We start from the raw sequence: 26,424 nt of genomic DNA, 5'->3' as shown, positions 1-26,424 counted from the left end.
ATTTAAGGTACAAAATCGCTGATTCAGGAAATTGAAAGCTCCCGGATCAGCGATTCGTATTTTGGGAACAAGTTGATCAGGTCATTTTTATTCGCCATTTCAAAATCAGCAAAATCGAAACCCGGTGATACCGTGCAACCAACCAATGCGTAACTGCTGTCTTTCATAGGACGCGAGGCAAACCAGGTTCCAGCAGGCACTACAGCCTGAAAGGTCTCTCCGTTGTCAGGATCAGCACCCAGTTTAATTACTTCGAGTTGTCCTGTTTCAGGATGGATCACGAAAACATCAAGTGCTTCGCCTGCATAGAAATGCCACATCTCGTCCGATTTTATGCGATGAAAAGCAGAAAACTCATTCTGTTCTAATAAGAAGTATATTCCTGTTGAGAATGACCTGCTACCCTTTTCAAACCTGGCGGGCAACCCATCTTCCGCAACACTTTCAGCCGAGCGATATGTTTCTATATAATGGCCGCCCTCTGGATGCGGCAGTAAATTGTATTTCTCAATCCAGTATGATGCAGGTTTCATTTTATAGTTTTTAATTCTGTTAATACTTTTAACCCGGTCTTTTCTAGTGCGCGCACAGCATCCGTTTGTTGATTGGTTATCATCACATTGACCAGGCTTAGAGGTGCAAATTGCAAATATTTATCTTTACCCACCTTGGACGAATCGCACAACAAATAAGTTACATCGGCATGCGAAGCGGCTGCCAGCGTTATTCCCGCCTCCTGCTCGCTATGGGCACTAAGCCCATTTTCAGCCGAAATGCCATCAATGCCAATGAAAGCTTTCGTCACCTTATAACGCGCTATGTGTTCCTCTGCAATCCTTCCATGCACCGCCTGCCGTTCTTTATCTACCTCACCTCCAACGAGATTAACTGCTACCGAAGAATCCATTAATTCATAAAGAACCGGTAATGAATTGGTAACAACACGTATTTTTTTATGTCTGATAAACTGACACAAGCGAAAGACTGTACTCCCGCAATCCATAAAAATGATATCGCCATCAACAATCTCCTGAGCAGCGATCCGACATATATGATCCTTTTGTTCTACGTTGGAGGCAGTTTTGTTTTTAAAGTCAATCGGAGTATTCACCAGATCAAGCCGCATTGCCCCTCCGTGCGTCCTGTAAAGCAATCCATCGTTGGCAAGCACAACAAGGTCGCGCCGGATTGTAATCTCAGATATTCCTATTTCTTCCGCCAACTCCTTTACGTTCACTTCCCCATCCTGCTTTAACGTTGCCAGTATTATATTTTTTCTTTTTTGAAAATTCATATCATTTCGTACATTTGATCAAAAATAATCAATATTAATCAATTTTGATCATTCATGAATAATAAAATCAACATTGTGTCTCAGGAAGTTCTTTCAGATAACTGGTATACCCTGCGCAAATTTACTTTCGATTATCAAAGAGCCGACGGTTCCTGGGAACGGCAGTCACGCGAGGCTTACGACCGCGGAAATGGCGCTGTGGTGCTGCTTTACAACAAAGAAAAGCAAACTGTTATTCTTACCAGACAATTCAGGCTGCCCACTTATACCAACGGAAACGAAACCGGCATGCTGATTGAAGCCTGTGCGGGTTTGCTGGATAAAGATAATGCAGAAGCGTGTATTAAGAGAGAAACAGAGGAAGAAACCGGTTATCGGGTCAGCTCTGTCAGAAAAATATATGAAGCCTACATGTCTCCCGGTTCTGTCACCGAAATTCTTTACTTTTTTGTTGCCGAATATTCTGACGAAATGAAAATCGGTGACGGCGGAGGCTGTGAAACAGAACAGGAAAATATAGAAGTGATGGAAATTCTGTTTGACGAGGCAATAGGAATGGTTACATCCGGTGAAATTAAAGATGCAAAAACCATCATGTTGATCCAGTACGCACAGATCAATCACTTGCTCAGAGCATAGAAAAGGGCTGAAAAAGCAGTAATGCCGTTTCAGCCCTTTTTGTTTGTATTTTAGTTCTATGAAATCGGGTCAGGAGTTGGCGTTGCTTCCGCACCTTCTGTACCGCCCTTTGTTGTGAACTTTGCGTACAAATCCTTTAGAAAGATCTCCGCATCAGGGAAACTTGTTTTTAGCGCTTCCGATCCTTTCGTTTTAAGTTCATCGAAGTATTCAGGAGCTTTATCCATCGCGCCTTCGGCTTCCGCTTTCAAATCATTAGCCTTTGTTTTCAAATCTTCCAAAAGCTTTTCTCCTTCTTCCGTTTGCAGGTATTTGTGCGCAGCCACGCCGGCAGCAGCGCCCAGGATAAATGTGGCCAGGTGTTTTGCGTTAATGCTCATAATTTTCTGTGTGCTAAAGTTGATTACTATTTAAAGGTACTTATGTTTCCAAGATAAAAGAAACGAATTCAAGCACTTATCCACAGACGGTTAAAAAATAGTGCCAACCAGACAAAACAAACTCACGGCTGGAAAGCCGTGAGCGAAGGGCATACCTTATTTTATTTCAAAAGCTGCCTGCATGCGGTAGCTGATTTTAATTTTTTGGTATTCTACAGTACTGTCCTGCACGACATCCGCTGATTCCATAGCCATAGCACGGACATTTGCCTTCATGTACATCGGTTGCGGATACTGAATGTTTTCGTCCAGCTCACGAATTTCAAGTATTTGCCCCAGCTTTTGATCCACGGCTGCTACAAGATAGCCCGCTTTCTCTTTGGCGGCCTTCAAAGCATCGATCTTTACCTGCTTTTTGAACTCCTCTCTTTTCGAATGATCAACCCGGCTAACATTTGCATATTGCACACCGCGGCTTTCCACTTTTGCCAGTATACCATCCAGCTTGTCGGCACTGCTCACTTTCAGTTCATATTGCTTTGCTTCCAGAAATGTAGCTGGTTTTTTCTTTTTGTCCACATAATTCTGGTAACCTCCCACTCCACTTATCGATAACGCTTCCTTGGGCAGTCCGGCATCAGCCACGGCTTTGATCAATTGCTTTTCGAGCGTACTAATAATGACCTTATCCTTCTGATTTTTTTCGTCGTTGAAATACTCTCTCAACGAAATATTAAAATAAATTTCATCCGGGACCACCTCCATTTCAGCAAAACCGGCAACTTCAATTTTACGTGTTGGGGCGGTTTGCTGTGTTGAAGCAGTTTGCGCAAAAGATGGGTACAAAACGGCTCCAAATAATAGAGAACTCAACAAAATTGCTTTTTTCATGGCTTAAATAATAAAAAGATACTGATAAAAATTAATGTGTCTGCTGCTGTATAAGCGGGCAGTTAACGCTGCAGGCAGTTGCTTATTGCAAACACGAAGGTTAGATACAACGAATGTTAAGAAGTTTAACCGGGATCAGTAATTAATCACGAATTTTCAGCGTTCGGTTTCGTGATAGTTACATATCCGACTCATTTCAAATGAAATATGAAGAGTAAACCGAAGTCAGGTTTCGTCAAATATTTTAAGTTTTCTACGAAAAAAGCCGGCTTCTGCTGTCTGCAGGAACCGGCTAAAAAATTTTACTGATATTTTTGTGATTTGGATCCGCTTGTTTTTAAAAGACCTAGCTAAAATTATTATAGATCGAATCCATAATCCTGACAAAATGCTGGTAGTCGCTTTCTTCCAGATCTCCCCATCCTTTTCTACGAATTTCGGCAACGATAGGAAAAGCCTCCTGATACGTAGCATTGCCTTTTTCAGTCAGAAACAAATTGAATTTCCGCCGGTCACCTGCTGCGGGCGTACGTTCCACCAAGCCCTTTTTCTCAATCAAATCTACAATTCGGGTTACCGTAGGCGGATCTTTAAACGTCAGCTCTGCAAGCTCATTCTGACTGATACCCGGTTGTCTTCTTATATGGTCAATCAATACCCACTGATCCACCGTAAGGTCAAAGCCTGCCTCATTAAGCTGCTTCTGTAAAGCATTTCTTATCTTTTTTATTGTTGTGTCAATCTTAAAGAAATAGGCACGTTGATCGGAGTGATGTGTCATTTTGGTATCGGTGTGTTCCTGCTGTTAAATATAGCAATATAAGTCATCCCAATTATTGGTCTACTAACTAATATTGCGTTTTCATTGCTCATTTTATAACATTAGGCGAAAGTAACCGATGTTTTATTTAAAATTTACCCTTTTCGATACAAATTTTAAAATAACGTAATGACACAAAAAAGAGGCTCAGGAAATTCCCGAGCCTCCTTCAATCAGAAAATTATGTACTAGGCCGAATTTCTTGCCGCATTAATAATTCCGAACATCGCCCGCATAATCAGCTGGTTGTAAGTCTCCACGTCCACCGGAAGGTTTTTAGGATCTTCTGCCAGCATCTGCAAAGCATATTGCTGAATCGTAATCAGAGGCAATACAATTCGTTCACGAACCTTGATGGAAGCCTTCGTTACATTGTTGCTGTCCAGCAATTCTTTCTGTTCGGAAACATCCAGCAGCGATTCCAGAGTCAGGCGGAATTCGTCATACATTTTATCCCAGAACTCCCGGTACTCCTCTTCATCACGAAGATACTTGGTTGCAGGAAAAAATGCTTTTGACAGCGACTGCATAGAATTCTCAATCAGTGTCCTGAAAAACAATGATTTTTTATATAGCTTTTTAATATCTTCCTTCTTGCCCACTCCATCCATTTTAGCAATAGAAGATCCGAATCCGTAGAATCCAGGAACGTTTTGTTTCATTTGTGCCCATGAGCCAACAAACGGAATAGCGCGCAGATCTTCAAATTTCAGACCTTCATCATCGTTTCCACGTTTGGTTGGGCGGCTTCCGATGTTTGTCTGCCCATAAAAACGCAAAGGTGTTTTCTTGTCCAGATACTTCACAAACATCGGATGGTTTTTAAGATCCAGATATGACTCATAGGCCGACTCAGCCATTTCTTCAATCAGTTCCTTATCCTTCTCATTCAGCTCTTCTTCTTTCCTGCTTCCCCTGAAAAGGTGATTTTCCAATCCGGCTGTAAACAATCTTTCGAGGTTGTACATGGCAGTGGTTACGGTACCATAATTGGAACTGATGGTTTGTCCCTGCACCGTAAGCTGAATTTCTTTGTCTTCAATATCCTTACCTAATGAAGAATAGAAGTTGTGGTTATTTCCGCCACCACGTGCAGGAGGTCCTCCACGCCCGTCGAAGAAAGTGACTTTAATTCCAAATTCGCGGGAAACCTTCGTCAGCTCTTCTTTTGCTCTGTATATAGACCAGTTAGCTCTTAAATATCCACCGTCTTTTGTTCCATCCGAGAATCCCACCATGATTGTCTGATGATTCTCTCTTCCTTTCAGGTGATTTCTGTAATAATCGTTTTCGTACAAGATGCGCATAATACCCGGCGCATTGGCAAGGTCGTCTACTGTTTCAAATAACGGAACCACGTCAAGTGCCAGGTTGCCGTCTTCGTCCGCTATGAGATTTTTAGCCAGCGCAACAACTTCCATCACATTCAGGGCAGATTGATTATTGCTGATCACATATCGGTGCGAGCCTTGCTCACCGTTTTTCTCCTGAATGATTTTGATCGCGCTTATTGAGCCGAGAATATCTTTGGTCAGATCGTCTTCATAATCTTCAATTCGTAACGGCAAGTTAAGAGATAAAAGAAGGTCGATTTTCTTAGCCTCATCCCAGCTTTCGTAATCGCTGTATTTCAATAACGGGATTTTCTTCTCAACACGTTTCAGAATATCTCCCCACGCTTTTGTATGCTTGCGGCTATCCTGACGAACATCCAGGCTGGCAAAGAAGAAACCGAAAATGTTCAGTTTCAGAATAAAATTGTCGAGCAACTCAACAAACAATCCCTGGTGTTTGGTGATCAGAACTTCGCGGGCTTTCAGCAACTCGTCAATTAATTCCTGTGCATTTGAATACCCTTCGTCAAAAGGCCCGAAAATGGTGCTGTTCATCTTACGCTCAGCAATCACAATAGCCTCATCCACACCTTTGAAAGTCAGTCTTCTTTTAAGTTGGCGTATATCGCGGTAATATCCGCGAAGCAATGTTTCACGTAAGCGGGCTGCAACGTTCAAAGTCGTTTCGGCTGTCACAAAATGGTTTCCATCGCGGTCGCCACCAGGCCAGAAACCCAAACGGAACAAGTTAGGATATGGCCAGTCATGCACGCTCATTCCCAGGCCTTCTATCAGTTTTACCAGAATTGCCGGTATTGCGTCAAAATATACATTTTCAAGAAACCAGCATAAACTTACCGCTTCATCAAAAGGTGTTGGCTTCTCATGATTAATAAAAGCCGTTTTACCCAACTGAAGCAACAGCTGATTTACTTCTGTAAAGTCATTTTTCTTTATAGAGTCTTCCAGATCGTTGATAATCCCCAACACTTTACCAGAATAAAACTGGGTTGGGTGCGCAGTCAATACAATTCTAACACTGAAATCCTGCAATTTTGTCAGCAGTTTTTTCTTTAAAACATCACTATCTATCCGGTCTGTGAGGTAGTTAATCGATCCCTTTCCGGTAAGATCATGCGTTTGATCAAAAGCGGCGTCTTCAACAGAGTCAAAAAGAACAACCTGTCTTTCAATGTATTGAATAAAAGCAAACAAAAGATCGGTACGCTCTTTGGGCGTTGCCGTCTCCAATAATTCTTCAAAAAAGTTCTCTATAATTTGTCTGGGTGACTTCCCTTCCTGAAAACCCACTTCGCTTTGCTGCGTAAGCAAAGGCAGTAGTGAGCCCGTCTGAAATATCCCACGGTAAGGCAAACTAAGAAAAAGACTATTGAAAATATTGTACTTTGTTACTACGGAGTCTTGAAAACTATTATTCATAGTGGAGTGACAAAATTTTATTTGGAGACTTTAAATTGGAAACAAAGATACCCTAAAAAATTGGTTTCAAGCCTTTGGATGGGCTTGCTGATGTGTTTTTTTGAGCTTTTCTATGGAGTTATGTGTATAAATCTGAGTTGCAGCGAGGTTAACATGTCCTAATAATTCCTTTATTGCATTGAGATCGGCACCCCGGTTTAATAAATGAGTAGCATATGTATGCCTCAAAACGTGGGGGCTTTTTTGCGACAAAGTAGTTACTGTGGAGAGGTATTTTTTTACAGTTCTTTGTATAAAAACAGGATATGCGGGCTTGCCAGAGTCGGTCAGGATCAGTGCATCAGTATCTTCCGCCGGAGCACGCTCTGTAAGATATTTACTTAATAACTCTGTCAGAGACGACGAGATAGGTATCATTCTTTCTTTGGCACGCTTACCCATCACCCGAATTGTTTTTCCCTTCAAATCAAGATCGGAAACTTCCAGCCCGATTAGCTCAGATAAACGCATGCCAGAGCCATATAGAAGCTCCATAATAACCTTATCGCGAAAGCCCGGTTCATCTTCCTGAAATCCTTCGCCATCAAAAAGCATTTCCATGGATTTTTCTTCCACATAAACAGGAAGTTTTTTACGGGTTTTTAACGCGGAAAGGATTTTGGTGGGGTCCAGTTTAACGAGGTTTTTCTTTCGCAGATAACCATAAAAAGACCGAAGGGAGGCAATTTTTCTGTTTACTGATACAGGACTAAGCCCTTCTTCCATCAAACTTACAATCCAGGATCTCAGCATGGCCGGCTCAGCAGATTCTGGCTGGTTTAGCTCATATTGGAACAGCAGGTATTTACTAAACTGTTCCAGATCAGTTTTGTAAGAAGTAATTGTATGCATACTGCTGCGTTTTTCAAATTGCAGCGAGTCCAGAAATGTGTTTATCATAATCCTAACATACAAAAAAGAGCCGCCTTAAACAAGACAGCTCTTTTCTATTTTATCATATAACAGGATACAATGATCCCGTCAATTACCTTCAGCAGAAAACAATTCCTAAGAACTAGTCTTCTAAATGACCGTAAGTTTTTTCTTTATATACCGCACGCAAAACTTCGAAACGACGCTTTACAGATGGTTTTTCAAAAGCAGTACGCGCACGAAGCTGGCGCATTGTACCAGTTCTTTCAAATTTCTTTTTGTAACGCTTAAGAGCGCGGTCAATCGATTCGTTGTCTTTAATGTTTATAATAAGCATGCTTATAAAATATAATGTTCTTTGAATTGCTTTTCTGAAACGGACTGCAAAGGAAAGCTATATGATTCAGAAAATCAAGTAACAAGGCATTAAAATTAAGATATTTTTGCATATTGCCCCTTGTAAACAAAGGATTTAACGAATTTTCGTCAACCATGAGCTCCCGACTGGGCATTATTGATTTAGGAACCAATACATTTCATCTTCTCATTGTTGAAAAAAACGGAACCGAAGTAACCACACTTTTCCATGAAAGCCGTCCTGCCCGTATCGGATTGGGAGGCATCAATAAGCGAATCATTACGGACGAAGCAATCGGACGCGCTCTTGAAGTTTTAAATTTTTTCAGACAGAAGCTGGATGAGTTTAATGTTCCACACGACAATACCTCTGCCTTTGGGACTAGTGCAATACGGAATGCAGAAAATAAAGAGGTGTTCTGTGAAACCGTATTAAAACAAACCAGTATTCCTGTTACTGTCATTGATGGCGATAAGGAAGCGGAATACATATATAAAGGTGTTCGCTTAGGAACGAAACTGGGATCAGTACCTTCCCTGATTATAGATATTGGCGGCGGAAGTGTGGAATTTATCATCGGAAATGAATCTCAGATTTTTTGGAAACAGAGTTTTGAAATAGGTGGGCAACGGCTCATGGAAAAATTCATGAAGAATGATCCTCTTGCAGAAGGAAACAAAAAGAAGCTTTACAATTACCTTGATGAGCAACTGATTCCGCTCGCAAACGCAGTTCACCAATATGCTCCTGAAAAACTCGTAGGCTCATCGGGTACTTTTGATACGTTGATGGACATCGATTTCCAACATCGCACCAAACAGTGGCGCCCGCAGGACCAGACAGACTTCAACTTACCGATTGAAGAATTTTACCGCGCCTACAGTCTCATTCTTGCAGGAAACCATGAAGAACGCATGGCCATTCCCGGCATGATCGCCTTACGTGTTGACATGATCGTTGTCGCAGTGTGCCTGATTGACTACGTACTTCGAAGCCACGGGATCAGGAAAATACAGGTATCGAACTATGCTCTTAAGGAAGGAGTATTGGCTTCTATGATAGGGAATTAATTATTTAGTAGAATCTCCCCATCCGTTCATCCCATAAATAGTTGTCATACAAATCAAATTCTTATTTTTGCAGATTCTGTAACTTAACATCTGTTCAAATATGAAATTAACCCGCTACCTTCTTCTGACGGTAATGATGATTTTGTGCCTTTCCAGCGCATTTGCACAAAAAAAGAAAGAAAAGAAAAAAGAAAATGCCAAAATCGACAAGGCTGTAGACGCAGTTGCCACTGCCGTAAAAGACAAGCTGAAAGACGATAAAAAGAAAGGCCCCAAACCTTTCAAAGAAGTTATTGACACTTCCGCAGTGAGCCAGAAAGGAATGATTTCGGTACATAAAGTTGCCGAAAAATGGTACTTCGAAATTCCTGATTCAATCATCAACAGTGATATTATGGCCGTTACGCGCTATTCCAAAACTGCAGCAGGTGGCGGTATTTTTGGTGGTGAAGAGGTGAACAGACAAATGATTCGCTGGGAGAAAGGAATGGACAACAACATTTTGTTACGTTCTGTAACAGTGGTAGTTGCAAGTCCCGACAGCACCAAACCTATTTTTCAGGCTGTAAAGAATTCAAACTCAGATCCTATCATCGGCGTATTTGAAATTAAGGCACTTAAAAAAGAAGATTCCGGAAACTCCTCGGTCATTGACGTCACTGATTTTTTCAACAGCGACAATCAGGTTTTCTCACTTAGCAACGTTTCCAAGCAACTTTTAAAACTGGCTGCATTCAAAAAGGAAGCTTCCTTTATCGAGAAAATGAGCAGCTTTCCTATCAATACGGAAATCAGAACTGTGAAAACATTCTCCGTGGTACCTCCTACCATTTCTCTCACTCCTGCTCCATCTATTGGCCGTTATTTGCCAGCTGGGCTGGACGCCGGTGTAGTGACTATGGAAATGAATACTTCATTGATATTATTGCCAAAAACGCCAATGAGAAAACGGTTTTTCGATAGCCGCGTTGGTTTTTTTGCTAACCAATATGCCGTATTCGGAGAAGAATCTCAGAAATCGGATGAAGAGGTGTTTGCTGTTCGCTGGCGCCTTGAACCAAAAAATGCAGCAGATGCAGAACGTCAGAAAAATGGAGAATTGATTGAGCCGAAAAAACCAATCGTATACTACATTGATCCTGCAACACCTGTAAAATGGAGAAAATACCTGAAAGCCGGTGTTGATGACTGGCAGGTTGCCTTTGAACAAGCAGGATGGAAAAATGCGATTCGTGGTGAATACTGGCCGGAAGGTGATTCTACCATGAGCTTGGAAGATGCGCGGTATTCTGTAATACGTTATTTCGCTGCCGACATTCAAAATGCGTACGGCCCTAACGTACATGATCCAAGAAGCGGAGAAATTCTAGAAAGTCATGTGGGTTGGTACCACAACGTAATGCGTTTGCTACGCAACTGGTACATGATCCAGACAGCGGCGGTAGATCCGAAAGCACGCACTAAAAATTTCAGCGACGAGCTGATGGGGGAATTGATTCGTTTTGTTTCTTCTCACGAAATTGGTCACACGATTGGACTAAGACACAACATGGGCGCGAGTTCGGCAACACCGGTTGAAAAACTTCGTGATAAAGAATGGGTTGACAAAAACGGCCACACTTCTTCTATTATGGACTATGCAAGATTTAACTATGTAGCTCAGCCGGAAGATGGCATCACCAACCTTTTCCCAAAAATCGGAGATTACGATAAATGGGCAGTTGAGTGGGGATACAGCAACATTCAGGGTACAAAAGACGCTGAGGCTGATAAAAAGGTATTGAATGTAAAAACCAAAGAAGCTTACAAAAATCCAAGATTACGTTTTGGAACAGAAATGAGCCCTTACGATCCTCGTTATCAAACAGAAGATTTGAGCGACAACGCGATGGTTGCATCCGAATATGGTATCAAAAACCTGAAACGCATTCTTCCAAAACTAAACGAATGGAGCAAAGAAGACGGTGAAAGCTACAAAGAACTTGAAGAATTGTATGGTAATGTAGTAGGCCAGTATCGCCGTTACATTGGTCATGTGATTAAAAACGTAGGCGGTATTTACGATACCCCGAAAACATATGATACAGAGGGTGAAACTTTTGTAACAGTACCAAAAGCTACTCAAAAAGAAGCCGTTGCATTTCTGAATACGCAATTGTTTAAAACACCGATCTGGTTGATGGATCCGGCGGTTTTGAGCAAAATCAAACCAGAATCGGGTGTTGAAGCGATCAAAACTTTACAGGACTTTGCGATCAATTCACTTTTGGCGGGTGATCGCGCTGTAAGATTGATGGAAACAGGTGTTTCTTCAAAGTATTATACATTGGATGATCTGTTTACAGAACTTGAAAGCGGAATCTGGTCAGAAGTAAAAACAGGCGGTGCAATTGACATTTACCGTAGAAATCTTCAAAAAGTATATACTGAGAAACTGATCAATTTACTTAAGCCAGGTAAAGCCAACGTTCAATCTGTTCCGGTTGGCATCACCTATGGTTATTCAACAAGAGTTGTTGACCTTGAAAAAACGGATCTCCCGTCTATCAGCCGCGCCCATCTGGAAAGCTTGAGAAGCAGCATTCAGGCTGCGATTCCAAAGACAACAGATAAGGTCAGTAAATATCATTTACAGGATCTGTCGCAGAGAATTAAATCTGCATTGGATCCAAAGTAATAATTTGTAATACTAAAAGGTTGATAAGAAAGCAGATAATCGCTTACTTATCAACCTTTTTTGGTTTAAAACACCTAAAACAATAATGACAACTCAACTTACCGATCTGCTTAAAAAAAATCCCGAATTCTCTCCGGTCATAATCAGTGACAGACCTCACAAACAGTTGGATTTTTCAGGAACAAATCATAAACTGATGAAAACTGATTTGTCAGATACAGCTGTATTTACAAAGTATGTTTTTGAAGAAATGTTATCCAGTTCAACATTTAACGGAATTGGAGGATATGATGAACACAGAGTAATTTATCGTAAACTGAAACACTTCGTCCAGGAAGAAGAAAACCCACGCTGTATACACCTTGGTGTGGATATATGGGCTCCGGCAGGCGAGCCGGTATATGCTCCTTTAAAAGGTAAAGTGCACAGTTTTGCTTTTAACAATAACATGGGAGATTACGGTCCAACAATTATTCTTGAACATGAACTTGACGGAGCAACTTTTTACACGTTATACGGGCATTTGTCCATGAGTTCAATAACCGGGCTTCATGAGAACAAAACTTTTATGGCGGGAGAAAAAATAGGAGAAATTGGCAACTATCCTATAAACGGAGACTGGCCTCCTCATTTACATTTTCAGGTAATCGAAGATATGGGTAACTACAAAGGTGATTTCCCGGGAGTATGCAGCATCAGGGACAGGAGTTTTTATCTTTCCTCCTGCCCCGATCCTAATTTGATATTGCGGATTGGTTACTGATGCCTCTTCTCTAAATTAGGCAAAAAGCCAGTCAATAATCCAATAAGCGGCAAAAAGGAGCAAACCCAAAACACGTATTCGATACTGGTATTATCTGCCAAATTACCCAAGATAGCAGAACCAATTCCCGCAATACCGAACGCAAAGCCGAAGAACAGTCCGGCGATCATACCAACTTTACCAGGAATTAGCTCCTGTGCGTAAACCAGAATTGCCGAGAATGCTGACGACAATACCAGACCGATAATGATGCTCAATGTACAGGTCCAGAAAAGGTTGACATAAGGCAACGCCAAAGCAAACGGGGCAACTCCCAATATCGAAATCCAGATCACATATTTCCTCCCGATACGATCTCCCACCGGTCCGCCGATAAAGGTTCCGGCTGCAACTGCAAACAGGAATGCAAACAAATACATCTGCGAACTTTGGATTGACACACCGAATTTATCGATCAGATAAAACGTGAAATAGCTCGAAATACTGGCCATGTAAATGTATTTCGAGAAGATTAGCAGCAGCAGGATCGCGATCGACAATGTTACCTTCCCTTTCGTTAATTGCAGGGTGGCAGAGCTGCTGTCCGCACTTGCCGTTTTCTTCTTGATTCGGTGCATGTTGTTTTTATACCAGCCACCAACACGGGATAAAATGATGATTGCCAACAGCGCAACCAAGGAGAACCAGATGATCTGAAAACGACCGTAGGGTAGCAATATAAGAGCGGCGAGCAATGGTCCAAGCGAACTTCCCGCATTACCTCCTACCTGAAAAAGTGACTGCGCCATACCATGCCGCCCGCCAGATGCCATATGTGCAATGCGTGATGCTTCCGGGTGGAAAATGGCTGATCCTACACCGATCAATGCAACCGAAACAAGCACAAGATAGAAGCTCGTTGCCAGCGATAGCGCAACTAAACCCAGCAACGTGAAACACATGCCGATCGCCAGTGCATAAGGTTGAGGTTTTTTATCTGTGTAAAGTCCCACCACCGGCTGCAAAACCGACGCACTGATCTGAAATGTAAAGGTGATTAATCCGATTTGTGAAAAACTTAGTTTAAACGAATCCTTCACCATTGGGTAAATCGATGGGATCAGCGATTGCATGGTGTCGTTCAGCAGGTGAGAAAAACTCAGGGCTAATAAAATAGGGAAAACGGTTTGCTGCGCAGAGGCTGCTGGTACGGCCATGGTGCTGGCCGATTGCGATTCAATTTTTTCCATAACTTAAAACTTACTTTCTAATAAATTCTTTACACCGGCTGCCCGGTGATCTTTGCTGCCCACTCCCAGGCTTTTTGCGGCTCTTTATCCTCTATGCTTTGCAGTAATGATTCATGCATATGCTGTGTCACAATAAAGCTTTCGGTATTGATATACAGTTCAAGAAAATAATTTTGAAGATGTTCAGCGACTGTTCTGTACAAATCGAGCAGAATGTCGCTTTTCGCAGCAATGGCTATACCCAGGTGGAAGTTTATATCAGCCTGAATACACTTATCGGCAATATTGGCGAGAGCCATTTCCTTCCGGGCTTCCAAGTGTTTTCGTATCTGAGCAATGTCCTCATCAGTCCGATTTTCAGCTGCTTTCTCTGCAATTTTGAGCTCAATAAGCTGTCGAATTTCATTCAATTCCAACCCTTTTGCCCTGAGAAATCTTTCCGATAAAGATTCAGACGAAGTCTGTTTCTTCTCAACAAATGTTCCTAAACCTTGTTGCACGCGCACAAGACCTGTTTGTGATAAATTCCGAACAGCCTCCCGAACAGTTGAACGCCCTACCCCAAACATGTTCATCAGTTCTGGTTCAGTTGGCAGCTTAGCACCAATAGCAAATTCTCCCTCCGAAATTTTCTGAACCAACCGTGTGGCTACTTCATCTGCCAGGCTTTGTCTTTTAATCATTGCAATTCGTCATATCATCTGATGTTTCAAAAGTACAATGTTTTGGAATGAAAACATTGATAATTACATTAATTTATTTTCTGTGTATGGTGGTTGCAGCAGACTGGGCGCCTGCAAGTATAGTAAGATCGGCAATGGTAACGCGAGCGGGAGCATTCACCGCATACAATATCGCGTCGGCGATATCCGCAGCCTGTAACGGCTCAAATCCTTCGTACACTTTTTCGGCACGGCTTTCATCTCCTTTGAAACGAACCAATGAAAATTCAGTTTCCACTGCACCAGGAGCCACATTCGTAACCTTAATCCCGTGCTGTGTAAGTTCCAGTCTCATTCCCTCGCTCAACACTTCAACGGCTGCTTTGGACGCGCAATAAACCGCACCGTTGACATAAGTTTGTTTTCCGGCAATTGAACTTATGTTGACGATATGCCCCTTGCCCTGTTCGAGCATTAACGGAATAATAGCTTTTGACACATACAAAAGTCCCTTTACGTTACCATCAATCATCGCGTCCCAGTCATCAGTGTCACCTTCATCCAGAGAACCCATTCCGTGAGCATTGCCGGCATTATTTATTAGAATATCGATGTTCTTCCATTGGTCTGATAATGAGCCAATCATTGCCAGTACCGATCCTTTGTCCCTAACGTCAAACAATAGGGTTGTTACCTCCACTTTGGAAGCCAATACTCCTGCCAGCTCGTCCAGGCGCTCCTGACGACGACCGCAAAGAATGAGATTGATACCTGATGCTGCAAAAGCTTCGGCGGTGGCCTTTCCTATTCCGGAAGTAGCTCCGGTGATTAACGCGATACGAGACATTTTTAATTGTTAATTGCGAATGATTAGCTGTTAATTTCGGAGTGACAACAATCTTCCTACACACTCCTTGTCGGTTGACAGTCCGTTAACAACATTCCTTATTTTTCTCTTCCTTTCACTGTATTGAGGCTGCTGAAATCGCCTGCTTCCAACTGAGACGCTTGTCCAAAAAGCTGGATAGCCCTTTGGTACACATTATCTGCCGGATTCAATACCTGGAATATTTCATTATTCAGCCCGGTTTTTTGTTTTCTTCCCCACACATATCGACCTATGATTGCTTTTGTCTGAGATACTACGACAGGCTTAGAAATTTTCAGTTCCTTTTCATTTGGCTTAATTCCCGCTATGGAAGCATCTTTTACAAGTTCGGCTAACATGGCATCTGTCACTTCAAAAGAGCTCAAAAACTCTTTGAAGCTCTGTTTTTCAAGCTTTTTCAAATTTTCATTCGCATAACGCAATGCGTATTCACGAATGATATTTTTTGCGTAGAGTTCAAAAAGATACTTGCTGTTATTCAGCGTGTCGCGCGGTACAAAAATATCTGGTGTAATACCTCCGCCACCGTAAACAGTGCGACCACCGTCTGTTTTATAAACTTTTTTCTTGTCAAACTTGATACTATCAGCGTTAAAAAGCTCTCCACTTTCGTAACGGTGAGAAAGGTCCTGACTGTAATCCTCTCCTTTGCCCATTTCATAGGGTTTTTGAATACTGCGGCCGCTTGGCGTAAAGTATCTTGATATGGTAAGGCGCAGTTCAGAATTATCGGAAAGTTTAATGGGCATCTGAACAAGTCCTTTTCCATATGACCGACGGCCTACAATAAGTGCTCTGTCGTGATCCTGCAAAGCTCCTGCCAAAATCTCCGACGCGGAAGCACTTCCTTCATCAACCAAAACAATAACAGGTCCTTTTTCAAAAGCACCGTTTACATGAGACCGGGTTTTTCTGTCGAACCTGCTGTCTTTCCCTTCGGTGTAAACCAGTAGCTTATCTCCTGCGATAAACTCATCAGCCATGCTTGTAGCACGTTCCATGTAACCGCCCGGATTTCCTCTCAGGTCGAGTATCAGTTTTTTCAATCCGTTTGCTTTCAGGGTGGAAAGGGACGATTTGAATTCATCAAAAGTAGTTTCAGAAAAACGACTCACCTTAATGTATCCAATTTCTTGATCGATCATGTAGGCCGCATCTACCGAATAGGTTGGGATACGATCTCTTACAACAGCAAAGTTCATTTTATCTTTAAGACCGACCCTTTCAATTGCCAGATCAACCTTTGTACCTCTTTTACCACGCAATAGCTTGTACACCTGCGCATTGGTAACACCCGGACCAGAAAGCTTTTCTTTATTAACCATCAGAATGCGGTCACCGCTCTGGATTCCTGCCGTTTCAGAAGGACCTCCGCTTAAAGGCGTAACGACATATACCGTATCATTGTAAATATTGAATTCAACACCTATACCATCGAAACCCGATTCCAGCTGAGACCTTGCAGCGGTTGCCTCTTCGGTATTGAAATAAGATGTGTGCGGATCCAGTTTTTCCAGCATTTTGGAGATCGAATAATCTACCAATTCTTCGGTGTTAACCGAATCGACATAATTATTCTCCACATACATCAGCACCTCCCTGAACTTGGCAGAGCTTTTTGCCACATCGGTAAGGCTTTTTCCCCCGCTAAAAAAAGTACTACCAATTAACATTCCAGCGGCCAGCGTAAGCCCGATAATTATGGGCAACCTGACTACTGAGCGCGAGTTGCGAATCGGCGTCTGCGGTGTATCTTGATTCATCAATTGGTTGAGATTTTTAGGAGTGGATTAAAAAATTAGTCCGGCACTGGCATTTTTAACGTGAAATAAAGGATTTTGATTGCTTAAAACAACCAAAATCCCTGTCCCTGTTATGGAACATTGTGATTATTTTTTTGATTCAGCTATTCCAAATTGATTTCAAACAAATCCTTTTAAAGATTCAGGATTACGCATTGTATCCGGATTTGCCGCCTTTGCGGGATCCATACCCATCAGTATTTTTTTTACAGGCGCTTCCATTTTTTTTCCGCTGATCGTATAAGGAATATCCTTCACCTGCTCTATCGTGTCAGGAACATGTCTTGGGCTATATTGTGAACGCAAAGCATGTTTGATGTCCGCTTTCAAATTATCCGTAAGTTCTGCACCGTTTCCGAGCACAACAAAAAGTGACACAACACCTCCGCCATTTTCCTTTTCAAGATACACAGCGATGCTGTCCTTCACACCCGGTACGCTTTCAACCGCGCTGTATATTTCAGATGTTCCAATTCTTACACCATCCCGGTTCAGCGTTGCGTCTGACCTCCCATAAATGATAACCGATTGTCTGTCAGTAATTTTAATCCAGTCGCCATGACGCCATACATTGGGATACATTTCGTAATAGCTGTCGATGTACCGTTCATTATCCTCATCTCCCCAAAAATACACAGGCATCGAAGGCATTGGCTGTGTGATAACCATCTCACCAAGCTGATTGATTACCGGATTCCCATTTTCATCAAACGCTTCCACTTTTGCACCTAACATGCGGCACTGAATTTCTCCCGAATAAACCGGCTCAACCGGACAACCTCCGACAAATGCACTGCAAATGTCGGTTCCGCCACTTAGGGATATGAGCCAGACATCCTTTTTAACATGTGTATAAATCCATTCAAAAGCCTCCGGCGTAAGTGGCGATCCGGTAGAACCAATCGTTTCCAGGTGACGAAGTCTCTCAGAAGCGATACTTACTCCGGCTTTCATCGACGCAAGAAAATAGGCCGCCCCACTTCCGAAATGAGTAATTTTTGCTTTTTCAGCCAGCGTCCATAATGTCTGGGATGATGGGTAAGCCGGTGCACCGTCGTAAATAACCAAAGTTGCTCCGCATAACATTGATCCTAAGGCATAATTCCACATCATCCAACCGGTAGTCGAGTACCAGAAGTACTTGTCGCCCGGTTTCACGTTCTGATGAAGCATAAGCGCTTTCATATGTTCGATGAGACAACCTCCTACGCTGTGTGTGATGGCTTTGGGTTTCGCTGTGGTGCCGGATGAATAAAGGATCCAGATCGGGTGATCGAAAGGAACCGGATCAAAGTCGAGTCCATGATTAGGCAAATGCAGGATATCATCCCACGAAGTAAACTGTCCGGTTGTAACTTCCGACTGAATATTGTCAATCAGCACAATGTCCTTTAACGATGGAAATGAACTGGACAGGGACTGGATAAATTCTGAACTGTCGTAGGTTTTACCATTATAAGTGTATCCATCCGTTACAAACAACACCTTAGGTTCTATCTGAAGAAAGCGATCGATGACTGCTGATTTTCCAAAATCCGGCGAACACGAAGACCAAACGGCACCAACTGCATTGACAGCTAAAAAAGCGACAACTGCCTGCGGGATGTTCGGCAAAACACCGGCAACACGATCACCAGGCTTTATACCCCGCTGTCTGAGCCAGGTGGAAACTGCTGCAACTTCACTTTCCAACGTTGCCCAGGATATTTCGGTAAGATCATTTTTTTCCGATTGAAAAAGTATTGCCGGACGATCTTTGGTTCTGTTTCTGAAAATATGCTCTGCATAGTTAAGCTTTGAACGTGTAAACCACTTCGTACCAATCATTCCGGATTTCGGCTTTTGAATCACTTCAAGATATAAGTCATGCGACTTGATGTTGAAATAATACCAAAGACTTTCCCAAAAATCTTCCAGATCTGTAACCGACCATTCCCACAAATCTTTGTAAGAGCGAAAGTATAATCCCTTTTTTACAAAAAGCCAGTCAATGTATTTTTTAAGGTTCGATTGCTCCATGAGCGCCTTCCCCGGTTTCCAAAGCGGTACAGTCTTTATTTCTGTTGACATAATTATCGTTGAAGGATATAGCTATAAACAGCTTTACTGAAAAATTACCTAAAATTTAATGCATATCAAACCTTAATTCTTCAATACAATCGGTCTGTTTATTACTCAATATGCAGCTTAAATTTTTGGCAATTCTGAATGTATTTATAAACGTTGGTATCCTTCATTTGGCATAAATTGCCTGACAAATATTTACTAAAAAAATTTAACGTATCTTTGCACCCGAAATAAATAAACAACTAGTACTCTGATCATCAGATACGTTCGTTAAAGCGTTTTAGTAATCGGTTCAATAGCAACGGCTATTTCCATACTAATCAGTAATGCACATAATTTGTAAAGAGGAGACAAAAATCCAGTAGTGATACTGCATTCCTAATGAGAAAAAGAATTAATAACTCCAAGGACTCACGTCCATCTGGCGACGGGCAAAAGCCATTCCGCCGTGCTTCAAACAAACCGGAAGGAGAAAGCCGTTTTAGCAAGCCAAGCATCAAAAAATCTAGTTTACGGGTAGCCGCTTCCGCTCCGAAATCTGACAAACCTGCATCTTTCAGGCCTCGTGCTTTTGACAAAGACAACGGTAGCCGCGATTTCAGAAATGATGACAGAGCTGGCAAGGAAGGTTTTGACAAACCAAGATTTGACAGACCGCGATTCGACAAACCAGGTATCGGCAAGCCAAGATCTTCGGACAACCGCGAATTCAAACCAAGAACAGATAGAGGCGACAAACCAGCTTACGGAGATCAGAGAAGTGAAAGACCACGTTACTCTGACCGGGATGACACACGTTCATTCAAACCGAAAAGTGATTTCGCTCCAAGAGAAAGAGGTAGCAGAGAAGATTTCGACAGACCTCGTACTGAGCGTTCAGCCGAAAGACCAGCTTTTGACAAACCACGTTCGTCTGACCGTGAAAGAGCTCCACGTGATTTTAAACCAAGAGGAGAAGCTGGCCCAACAAGAGATGGTGCTGCACGTTCAGGATTTGACAAACCACGTACATACGGCCGTGACGCCGATCCACGTGATTTCAAACGTGATTCAGACCGCTCCACAGGCAGAAGTGAGAAGCCAGCTTTTAAAAAAAAAGATGAGCCGTTAACTTCTGAGGAAAGAGCAGCCAATCAGGAGAACTTTTCTGAGGAAGCAGCCAACCGCAGAGTGGGCCGTTTTGAAACTGCACCACACTATAAACTAGGAACTTACGCAAAAAAGATAGGCTTAACAAAGCCCAAAAGTGATACTGATGAGAGGCGCTTGAACAGATACATTGCAAATGCGGGTGTATGTTCCCGCAGGGAAGCCGATGATCTGATTGCAGCCGGACAGATTTCTGTAAACGGTAAAGTAATTACTGAAATGGGACATAAAGTGTCGCCATCCGATGTAGTAAAATATGGCAAGAAGGTCCTCAATCCTGAAAAATTCGTTTACGTACTGATTAATAAACCAAAGGATTATATCACGACAACAGATGATCCGGAGGAAAGAAAAACGGTATTGGATCTGATCAAAGGAGCTTGCTCGGAACGTATTTATCCGGTTGGTCGCCTCGACAGAAATACCACAGGTTTACTACTGATGACCAACGACGGCGAATTGGCGAAAAAACTGACTCACCCTTCGGGAGGAATTAAGAAAATCTATCAGGCGGAATTGGATAAACCGATCACCACTGAGGATTTTGAAAAACTTCAGGCCGGTGTAGACCTTGAAGATGGATTTATACGGCCTGACGAAGTAGGAATCGTTACACCAGACGCCATGGTTATTGGTCTTGAAATTCACAGTGGACATAACCGCGTTGTTCGCAGGATGTTCGAACACCTGGGATATGAAGTTCAGAAACTTGACCGTACCGTATTTGCAGGTTTAGACAAAAAAGACCTTCCTCGTGGCAAATGGAGATTTCTGAGTGAGAAAGAAGTGGTGAAGTTGAAATTTATGATGTAGTAACTGAATATTTTCAGAGTCTCAATATAAGCAAAACGGCCTGGTCAGGAAATCTGACCAGGCCGTTTTGCTTTTTTACTATGGGTTCTTTACAACCGGAACCCGAAGGAGAATACGTCATAGGGAGCATCAGGATATAATCCTTCAAATTGCACCATTGAGTCTTCTTTACCAGCCATGGCTGCTTCAAATTCTTTTACAGTCTTAACAGCTTTGCCATTCACTTTGGTGATGATAAAACCTTCTTCCACCCGTGAGCGTCCGAATTTCCCACCATCAACAGACAGGACTTTAACCCCACCTTCCACTTTGTAACGTGAAAGACGTTGTTTCTCCTGATCATTCAGGTTACCAAACTGAGCTCCCAAAGCAGACATCACTGCCGCGCTTTCGTCTTTTTTGATCACATCCGATCCGCCAGTACGGTTTCTCAATGTTACTGCAAGATCCTTTTCTTTACCATCACGGTTCACAGTGATATTCACTTTATCGCCAGGTTTACGCAGACCGATTGCTTGTTGCAATTCCGGAACAGAGTGAATATTCAGTCCATCCACTTTCACAATCACGTCACCTTTTTCCGCACCACCCGCTTTACCGGCACTGTTTTCTGTGAAGTCACGTACGTAGACACCGTCGTTCACTTTCACACCGTATTCTTCTGCTTTTTTGCTATCAAGGTCATCAAGGAAAATTCCCAAATATCCTCTTTGCACATTACCGAATTTGATAATGTCGCCAGACACCTTTTTTACAATGCTCGAAGGAACCGCAAAAGCATAACCAGCAAAACTTCCGGTTGGACTCGCAATGGCAGTGTTGATACCGATTAATTCGCCTTTAAGGTTTACCAATGCACCACCACTATTACCCGGGTTTACAACTGCATCAGTCTGAATGAAAGATTCAAGCGGAGAATCACCAGCAGCCATAGCAGCCGGAGTTACACCATTACGACGGCTAGACTGACCGATAATTCCCAATCCACGTCCTTTTGCACTGATAATACCAGCCGTTACAGTTGATTCCAGGTTAAATGGATTTCCAACAGCTACAACCCATTCCCCAACTTTAACCGCATCGGAACTTCCAAGCGTAATAGCAGGCAGGTTTTTTGATTCGATCTTGATAACTGCGATATCCGTAGAAGGGTCAGTACCGATTACTTTGGCACGGAACTTACCTTTATTATGCAAAGTAACTTCAAGTTCCTGCGCTCCTTCCACCACGTGGTTATTTGTAACAATGTATCCGTCCGAAGAAATGATCACACCCGAGCCGGAAGCTTCCTGAGGCTGAGGCGCCCCTCCTCCAAAGTCACCCATTCCGCCACCGAAGAAATCACGGAAAACATCTTCCATCTGACTTCTTCTGCCGCTGTTACCGCGAGAAGTAACCGTGGATTTAATATGCACTACCGTAGGAGTTGTAGCCTCCGCAGCATAAACAAAGTCACCAGGTGCACCAGCCGGAGAACCTGCCGAAGTAAAGCGAGCCAAAGATTCTCCCGGCGCTTCCTTAATAATTACATCTGTACCATTATTTGAACTTAATAGCTTAAAGCCAGCGAGAGTTGATGCGCTTGAAATCAACCCAACCAACACCAAGCTTTTCCAATTTGTTTTCATATACTATGTTGGGGTTTTATTTTTATGAATGAATAACGCAAAGCAAAGAGCAATATATTCCCGTATTAACTGCTTTTAACATAATTTAACAAAGGGCTGAGCCATTTTCTTTTACTTAACAATCATGCCCGACCTACTATTCCGCACTCCAAAAAGATATACAGCGCAAAAATACAAAAGGGCGCTATTTGTTAAAAATAACGCCCTTTGAAAAATCCGAGTTTTTTAAGCTATTTCAATCTCGCGGGCTGGCTTCTCTTTTGCTTCCTCGCGTTTCGGCAAAGCCACAGTTAAGATGCCATCTGCATAAGTTGCCGCGATTTTTTCTCCATCAACCGAGTTAGGAAGTGTGAAGGTACGTTGGAAAGAAGAGTATTTGAATTCACGGCGGGTATACTTATCCTCGCTTTCTTCTTCTTTCTGTTCTTTTTGTGCTGAAATGGTCAACTGATTTTTTTCAAGATTTAGTTTAAAATCTCCTTTCTGCAAGCCAGGAGCAGCAACCTCAATTTTGAAACCTTCGGTGCTTTCCACCACGTTCACAGCTGGCACACTTCCAGCAAATGCCGGATTGTGTAATTCATTAAATAAATCTTTTCCAAAAAAGCCGTTGAAGTGTTTAGGCGCGAATTGTGTTTTTACTAAAGTGCTCATTGTTGTTATGTTTTAATTTTTTGATGTTAAAGTTTCAGTACCGTATCGGGTACGATGGAAGAATAACAACTTTTGTTCCTAAGTAAAAAGGATAGCAAACAACAAGACAAAATGTCTCGATTTGGCATTTTTAATTAAAATAAATATGACATAAAGTCAGTCAAAGGGGTTTCTAACGTACAAATGTCGGTTTGATCCTACAATCCATGAATTCATGATCTGAATTTGATCACCATTATGCAACTACGAAAAAATTGACTTGACTGACTACAACATACTGTTTCACAGAAATTTAAATAAACTTCGCAAAGCGATATCGTTTTGCAGTAGTTTTAAATAATTCAAAGAGTCGCTGTAAGTAATCAATTTTCAGCGGCTCTTTTTGTCGCAATAATTGCCCCAAAAGCAAAAAAGCCACTTCTATTGCTAGAAGCGGCTTTCTGTGGTGATGGACGGAATCGAACCGCCGACACAAGGATTTTCAGTCCTTTGCTCTACCGACTGAGCTACATCACCATGTTTCAGTTGGTCCCGTTTGGGACTGCAAAACTAGAAGTTTGGTTTTGCTTTCCAAACTATTTGTTGAAAATATTTTAAAAATAATTTCAGGACAAATCACAATAATGGGTTATTCATCTGACTATCTTGCCCTTAATCATTAAAATAAATTTTTTCTACTGCAAAATATTTATCCAGATACATTTTCCCCATATTTGCTATTAGTATGCAAGCATACTAAATATATTACCATGACTGTTAAAAAGTACCATATATGGAATTATTAAGCCAAATTCTTTTCGCAATTGCCTTAGCAATTACTGGCTGGCTTGTGTACAAACGTGCCTCGACCATTAAAAACACCATTGCGCTGGGAAAAGAGGAAGATCGTACAGACCAACCCGGTCGTCGTCTGGGTATTATGATGCGTGTCGCTTTTGGGCAGAAGAAAATGTTCGACAGGCCAATCGTGGGAATCCTTCATTTTGCTGTTTACGCAGGCTTTCTGCTTATCAATATAGAAGTACTGGAAATTGTAATTGATGGACTTTCTGGCAAACACCGCATTTTTGCTCCTTTTCTTGGATCCTTCTATCCTATTCTGATCGGCTTTTTCGAATTTCTCGCTGTCGGTGTACTGCTCGCCTGCGTTATCTTTCTGATCCGTAGAACGGTGATTAAAACCGAAAGATTGCAACCTGCCCGTCATCGGGAAATGAATGGCTGGCCTTCTCTGGATGGCAAAATCATCCTTATTTTTGAAATTGTGCTCATGGCCGCGATACTTACCATGAATGCCGCCGATTCTGTTTTGCAGGATCTTGGCAGTCCTCATTACACGCAAACGGGAAATTTTGCATTCAGCCAATTCCTAAAACCTTTATTTGCAAACTGGACAGAGTCCGGCCTCATCATTTATGAACGCGTGGCATGGTGGATTCATATACTCGGGATATTTGCTTTTGCAGCTTATGTGACTTATTCCAAACACTTGCACATCGCCCTCGCCTTCCCCAATACCTATTTCACGCGCCTTACTCCGAAAGGCGAAATGAACAATATGCCCGAAATCACGAAGGAAGTGAAGATCATGCTCGGAATAGAAAATCCGGCAGAAGGTGCCGGTAACGAAGTACCCGAACGTTTTGGAGCCAAGGATGTTCCTGATCTGAGCTGGAAAAACCTGATGGATGCTTATTCCTGTACAGAATGCGGCAGGTGTACATCGGCCTGCCCGGCAAACCTGACGGGCAAAAAATTATCGCCCCGAAAAATCATGATGGATACCCGTGACCGTCTTGAAGATATTGGCAGGAATATGAATGCAAACGGGGGCAAATTTGTAGATGACGGTAAAAACCTCATGGGTGACTACATCTCCGAAGAAGAGATATTGGCATGCACAACCTGCAATGCCTGTGTACAGGAATGCCCGATTCTTATCAATCCGCTGGATATCATTTTGCAATTACGTCGCCATCAGGTAATGGATGAATCCAAAGCGCCCGGCTCGTGGAATATGATGTTTCAAAATCTGGATACAAATCAGGCTCCCTGGAAATTCTCTCCCGGCGACCGCTTCAATTGGGCTGACGCGGTAAAATAGTGAGTGAATTCGTCCTCACTTTATGATTACTAACAATTACAAATGACCATGGCTGATATCACATATAAAGTACCGACAATGGCCGAAATGGCTGCCAATAACGAAACTCCGGAGGTTTTGTTCTGGGTAGGTTGTGCAGGCTCGTTCGATGACAGATACAAAAAAGTTACCGTTGCCTTCGTGAAGATACTGAACAAGGCAGGCGTAAAATTTGCCGTATTAGGCACAGAAGAAAGCTGCACTGGCGATCCGGCAAGGCGTGCAGGGAATGAGTTTACATTCCAGATGCTGGCCATGTCCAACATTCAGGTTCTGGATATGTATGGCATCAAAAAAATAGTCACTGCCTGTCCGCATTGCTTTAATACACTCAAAAACGAATATCCTGAACTAGGTGGAAATTATGAGGTAATCCACCATTCCGAATATTTACAACAGCTAATCAACGAAGGCAGAGTGCGTGTAGAGGGTGGTGAAAGTTTCAAAGGAAAGAAAATCACTTTTCACGATTCGTGCTATCTGGGCAGGGCAAATGACGTTTATGAAGCTCCACGTCATGTTTTGGAATCGCTTGATGCAGAATTAGTAGAAATGAAGCGTTGCCGCACCAAAGGACTTTGTTGCGGAGCCGGAGGCGGACAAATGTTTAAGGAACCGGAAGCAGGTAAAAAAGATGTCAACATCGAACGTATTGAAGAAGCACTCTCGACAGGTGCGGATACGATTGCTGTTGCTTGTCCGTTTTGTATGGTGATGATGACGGATGGCTTGAAGAACAAGGAAAAGGAAGACACCGTCAAAATTTATGACCTGGCGGAGCTTGTGGCCCAGGCAGAAGGATTATAAATA

The 26,424-nt window shown here is 42.4% G+C and carries 22 protein-coding genes and 1 tRNA gene; 7 read left to right on the top strand and 16 right to left on the bottom strand.

Annotated elements, in window-relative coordinates; translation table 11 throughout:
- Nucleotides 1-23: 23 nt before the first annotated feature.
- Entirely contained in the window at nucleotides 24-533 is a 510-nt protein-coding gene (locus LZG71_RS17595; protein ID WP_233822486.1) for a cupin domain-containing protein, read from the bottom strand.
- The gene (locus LZG71_RS17590) at nucleotides 530-1,294 is read right to left on the bottom strand and encodes a DeoR/GlpR family DNA-binding transcription regulator (protein ID WP_233822484.1); all 765 of its coding nucleotides are present in this window, start codon (nucleotides 1,292-1,294) and stop codon (nucleotides 530-532) included. The genes LZG71_RS17595 and LZG71_RS17590 overlap by 4 nt, the downstream gene beginning before the upstream one ends.
- Before the next feature lie 54 nt (nucleotides 1,295-1,348).
- On the opposite strand from LZG71_RS17590, the gene nudK reads away from it, so the two are divergent.
- Nucleotides 1,349-1,933 (top strand): GDP-mannose pyrophosphatase NudK, encoded by a 585-nt coding sequence (gene nudK, locus LZG71_RS17585; RefSeq protein ID WP_233822482.1) that lies wholly within the window; start codon nucleotides 1,349-1,351, stop codon nucleotides 1,931-1,933.
- 56 nt (nucleotides 1,934-1,989) lie between these two features.
- Here the strand turns inward: nudK and LZG71_RS17580 are convergent, their stop codons facing one another.
- The 6 genes from LZG71_RS17580 to rpsU form a co-directional block, all read right to left on the bottom strand.
- On the bottom strand, nucleotides 1,990-2,313 hold the full coding sequence (locus tag LZG71_RS17580) for a YtxH domain-containing protein (protein WP_233822480.1): 324 nt from the start codon (nucleotides 2,311-2,313) through the stop codon (nucleotides 1,990-1,992).
- A gap of 156 nt (nucleotides 2,314-2,469) precedes the next feature.
- On the bottom strand, nucleotides 2,470-3,204 hold the full coding sequence (locus tag LZG71_RS17575) for an SIMPL domain-containing protein (protein WP_233822478.1): 735 nt from the start codon (nucleotides 3,202-3,204) through the stop codon (nucleotides 2,470-2,472).
- A 346-nt stretch (nucleotides 3,205-3,550) separates the two neighbouring features.
- Complete coding sequence (locus LZG71_RS17570; protein ID WP_233822476.1) at nucleotides 3,551-3,985, bottom strand: MarR family winged helix-turn-helix transcriptional regulator; 435 nt, start codon at nucleotides 3,983-3,985, stop codon at nucleotides 3,551-3,553.
- A 227-nt stretch (nucleotides 3,986-4,212) separates the two neighbouring features.
- Nucleotides 4,213-6,798 (bottom strand): phosphoenolpyruvate carboxylase, encoded by a 2,586-nt coding sequence (locus tag LZG71_RS17565; protein WP_233822474.1) that lies wholly within the window; start codon nucleotides 6,796-6,798, stop codon nucleotides 4,213-4,215.
- Nucleotides 6,799-6,864: 66 nt separating this feature from the next.
- Nucleotides 6,865-7,737, bottom strand: a complete 873-nt coding sequence (locus LZG71_RS17560; RefSeq protein WP_233822472.1) for a tyrosine-type recombinase/integrase — start codon at nucleotides 7,735-7,737, stop codon at nucleotides 6,865-6,867.
- A gap of 115 nt (nucleotides 7,738-7,852) precedes the next feature.
- Complete coding sequence (rpsU, locus tag LZG71_RS17555; RefSeq protein ID WP_090154901.1) at nucleotides 7,853-8,047, bottom strand: 30S ribosomal protein S21; 195 nt, start codon at nucleotides 8,045-8,047, stop codon at nucleotides 7,853-7,855.
- A 155-nt stretch (nucleotides 8,048-8,202) separates the two neighbouring features.
- Here rpsU and LZG71_RS17550 point away from each other — a divergent pair, with 155 nt between their 5' ends.
- The 3 genes from LZG71_RS17550 (at nucleotide 8,203) to LZG71_RS17540 (ending at nucleotide 12,578) form a co-directional block, all read left to right on the top strand.
- On the top strand, nucleotides 8,203-9,138 hold the full coding sequence (locus tag LZG71_RS17550) for a phosphatase (protein WP_233822470.1): 936 nt from the start codon (nucleotides 8,203-8,205) through the stop codon (nucleotides 9,136-9,138).
- A 100-nt stretch (nucleotides 9,139-9,238) separates the two neighbouring features.
- The gene (locus LZG71_RS17545) at nucleotides 9,239-11,815 is read left to right on the top strand and encodes a zinc-dependent metalloprotease (protein ID WP_233822468.1); all 2,577 of its coding nucleotides are present in this window, start codon (nucleotides 9,239-9,241) and stop codon (nucleotides 11,813-11,815) included.
- Between the two features lie 85 nt (nucleotides 11,816-11,900).
- Complete coding sequence (locus LZG71_RS17540; RefSeq protein WP_233822466.1) at nucleotides 11,901-12,578, top strand: peptidoglycan DD-metalloendopeptidase family protein; 678 nt, start codon at nucleotides 11,901-11,903, stop codon at nucleotides 12,576-12,578.
- On the opposite strand, the gene LZG71_RS17535 is transcribed toward LZG71_RS17540, so the two are convergent.
- The 5 genes from LZG71_RS17535 to LZG71_RS17515 all read right to left on the bottom strand — a co-directional run bounded on the left by LZG71_RS17535 (nucleotide 12,572) and on the right by LZG71_RS17515 (nucleotide 19,230).
- Nucleotides 12,572-13,807: an MFS transporter gene (locus tag LZG71_RS17535; RefSeq protein WP_233822464.1), complete on the bottom strand. Its 1,236-nt coding sequence runs from the start codon at nucleotides 13,805-13,807 to the stop codon at nucleotides 12,572-12,574. The genes LZG71_RS17540 and LZG71_RS17535 overlap by 7 nt on opposite strands.
- A 29-nt stretch (nucleotides 13,808-13,836) precedes the next feature.
- The gene (locus tag LZG71_RS17530; RefSeq protein WP_233822462.1) at nucleotides 13,837-14,490 is read right to left on the bottom strand and encodes a FadR/GntR family transcriptional regulator; all 654 of its coding nucleotides are present in this window, start codon (nucleotides 14,488-14,490) and stop codon (nucleotides 13,837-13,839) included.
- 73 nt (nucleotides 14,491-14,563) lie between these two features.
- Nucleotides 14,564-15,316 carry an SDR family NAD(P)-dependent oxidoreductase gene (locus tag LZG71_RS17525; protein ID WP_233822460.1) on the bottom strand — a complete coding sequence of 251 codons (753 nt, stop codon included), beginning with the start codon at nucleotides 15,314-15,316 and terminating at the stop codon, nucleotides 14,564-14,566.
- Nucleotides 15,317-15,414: 98 nt separating this feature from the next.
- Nucleotides 15,415-17,121 carry a S41 family peptidase gene (locus tag LZG71_RS17520; RefSeq protein WP_233822458.1) on the bottom strand — a complete coding sequence of 569 codons (1,707 nt, stop codon included), beginning with the start codon at nucleotides 17,119-17,121 and terminating at the stop codon, nucleotides 15,415-15,417.
- A 159-nt stretch (nucleotides 17,122-17,280) separates the two neighbouring features.
- Nucleotides 17,281-19,230 (bottom strand): acetoacetate--CoA ligase, encoded by a 1,950-nt coding sequence (locus LZG71_RS17515; RefSeq protein ID WP_233822456.1) that lies wholly within the window; start codon nucleotides 19,228-19,230, stop codon nucleotides 17,281-17,283.
- 378 nt (nucleotides 19,231-19,608) lie between these two features.
- Here LZG71_RS17515 and LZG71_RS17510 point away from each other — a divergent pair, with 378 nt between their 5' ends.
- Nucleotides 19,609-21,189, top strand: coding sequence for a pseudouridine synthase (locus LZG71_RS17510; protein ID WP_233822454.1), 1,581 nt, complete (start codon nucleotides 19,609-19,611; stop codon nucleotides 21,187-21,189).
- 89 nt (nucleotides 21,190-21,278) lie between these two features.
- On the opposite strand, the gene LZG71_RS17505 is transcribed toward LZG71_RS17510, so the two are convergent.
- The 3 genes from LZG71_RS17505 to LZG71_RS17495 all read right to left on the bottom strand — a co-directional run bounded on the left by LZG71_RS17505 (nucleotide 21,279) and on the right by LZG71_RS17495 (nucleotide 23,987).
- Nucleotides 21,279-22,817, bottom strand: coding sequence for a Do family serine endopeptidase (locus LZG71_RS17505; protein WP_233822452.1), 1,539 nt, complete (start codon nucleotides 22,815-22,817; stop codon nucleotides 21,279-21,281).
- A gap of 225 nt (nucleotides 22,818-23,042) precedes the next feature.
- Nucleotides 23,043-23,471 carry an Hsp20/alpha crystallin family protein gene (locus LZG71_RS17500; protein WP_233822450.1) on the bottom strand — a complete coding sequence of 143 codons (429 nt, stop codon included), beginning with the start codon at nucleotides 23,469-23,471 and terminating at the stop codon, nucleotides 23,043-23,045.
- Between the two features lie 443 nt (nucleotides 23,472-23,914).
- A tRNA-Phe gene (locus LZG71_RS17495) sits at nucleotides 23,915-23,987 on the bottom strand.
- A 256-nt stretch (nucleotides 23,988-24,243) separates the two neighbouring features.
- Between LZG71_RS17495 and LZG71_RS17490 the strand changes: the two genes are divergently transcribed.
- Together LZG71_RS17490 and LZG71_RS17485 are read left to right on the top strand one after the other, a co-directional pair.
- Complete coding sequence (locus LZG71_RS17490) at nucleotides 24,244-25,575, top strand: (Fe-S)-binding protein (protein WP_233822448.1); 1,332 nt, start codon at nucleotides 24,244-24,246, stop codon at nucleotides 25,573-25,575.
- Nucleotides 25,576-25,623: 48 nt separating this feature from the next.
- Nucleotides 25,624-26,421 carry a (Fe-S)-binding protein gene (locus LZG71_RS17485; protein ID WP_233822446.1) on the top strand — a complete coding sequence of 266 codons (798 nt, stop codon included), beginning with the start codon at nucleotides 25,624-25,626 and terminating at the stop codon, nucleotides 26,419-26,421.
- Nucleotides 26,422-26,424: the final 3 nt, after the last annotated feature.

Origin of the sequence: Dyadobacter sp. CY312, assembly GCF_021390535.1 — a bacterium.
Taxonomy (GTDB): Bacteria; Bacteroidota; Bacteroidia; order Cytophagales; family Spirosomataceae; genus Dyadobacter.
Note: the sequence above shows the minus strand (reverse complement) of the source record. Positions and strands in the feature narration are given on the sequence as shown.

What these genes read in the sequence shown, in the direction of transcription:
- LZG71_RS17595 (WP_233822486.1), bottom strand. Translation starts at nt 533, where the DNA reads ATGAAACCTGCATCATACTGGATTGAGAAATACAATTTACTGCCGCAT.
- LZG71_RS17590 (WP_233822484.1), bottom strand. Translation starts at nt 1,294, where the DNA reads ATGAATTTTCAAAAAAGAAAAAATATAATACTGGCAACGTTAAAGCAG.
- nudK (WP_233822482.1), top strand. Translation starts at nt 1,349, where the DNA reads ATGAATAATAAAATCAACATTGTGTCTCAGGAAGTTCTTTCAGATAAC.
- LZG71_RS17580 (WP_233822480.1), bottom strand. Translation starts at nt 2,313, where the DNA reads ATGAGCATTAACGCAAAACACCTGGCCACATTTATCCTGGGCGCTGCT.
- LZG71_RS17575 (WP_233822478.1), bottom strand. Translation starts at nt 3,204, where the DNA reads ATGAAAAAAGCAATTTTGTTGAGTTCTCTATTATTTGGAGCCGTTTTG.
- LZG71_RS17570 (WP_233822476.1), bottom strand. Translation starts at nt 3,985, where the DNA reads ATGACACATCACTCCGATCAACGTGCCTATTTCTTTAAGATTGACACA.
- LZG71_RS17565 (WP_233822474.1), bottom strand. Translation starts at nt 6,798, where the DNA reads ATGAATAATAGTTTTCAAGACTCCGTAGTAACAAAGTACAATATTTTC.
- LZG71_RS17560 (WP_233822472.1), bottom strand. Translation starts at nt 7,737, where the DNA reads ATGATAAACACATTTCTGGACTCGCTGCAATTTGAAAAACGCAGCAGT.
- rpsU (WP_090154901.1), bottom strand. Translation starts at nt 8,047, where the DNA reads ATGCTTATTATAAACATTAAAGACAACGAATCGATTGACCGCGCTCTT.
- LZG71_RS17550 (WP_233822470.1), top strand. Translation starts at nt 8,203, where the DNA reads ATGAGCTCCCGACTGGGCATTATTGATTTAGGAACCAATACATTTCAT.
- LZG71_RS17545 (WP_233822468.1), top strand. Translation starts at nt 9,239, where the DNA reads ATGAAATTAACCCGCTACCTTCTTCTGACGGTAATGATGATTTTGTGC.
- LZG71_RS17540 (WP_233822466.1), top strand. Translation starts at nt 11,901, where the DNA reads ATGACAACTCAACTTACCGATCTGCTTAAAAAAAATCCCGAATTCTCT.
- LZG71_RS17535 (WP_233822464.1), bottom strand. Translation starts at nt 13,807, where the DNA reads ATGGAAAAAATTGAATCGCAATCGGCCAGCACCATGGCCGTACCAGCA.
- LZG71_RS17530 (WP_233822462.1), bottom strand. Translation starts at nt 14,490, where the DNA reads ATGATTAAAAGACAAAGCCTGGCAGATGAAGTAGCCACACGGTTGGTT.
- LZG71_RS17525 (WP_233822460.1), bottom strand. Translation starts at nt 15,316, where the DNA reads ATGTCTCGTATCGCGTTAATCACCGGAGCTACTTCCGGAATAGGAAAG.
- LZG71_RS17520 (WP_233822458.1), bottom strand. Translation starts at nt 17,121, where the DNA reads ATGAATCAAGATACACCGCAGACGCCGATTCGCAACTCGCGCTCAGTA.
- LZG71_RS17515 (WP_233822456.1), bottom strand. Translation starts at nt 19,230, where the DNA reads ATGTCAACAGAAATAAAGACTGTACCGCTTTGGAAACCGGGGAAGGCG.
- LZG71_RS17510 (WP_233822454.1), top strand. Translation starts at nt 19,609, where the DNA reads ATGAGAAAAAGAATTAATAACTCCAAGGACTCACGTCCATCTGGCGAC.
- LZG71_RS17505 (WP_233822452.1), bottom strand. Translation starts at nt 22,817, where the DNA reads ATGAAAACAAATTGGAAAAGCTTGGTGTTGGTTGGGTTGATTTCAAGC.
- LZG71_RS17500 (WP_233822450.1), bottom strand. Translation starts at nt 23,471, where the DNA reads ATGAGCACTTTAGTAAAAACACAATTCGCGCCTAAACACTTCAACGGC.
- LZG71_RS17490 (WP_233822448.1), top strand. Translation starts at nt 24,244, where the DNA reads ATGGAATTATTAAGCCAAATTCTTTTCGCAATTGCCTTAGCAATTACT.
- LZG71_RS17485 (WP_233822446.1), top strand. Translation starts at nt 25,624, where the DNA reads ATGGCTGATATCACATATAAAGTACCGACAATGGCCGAAATGGCTGCC.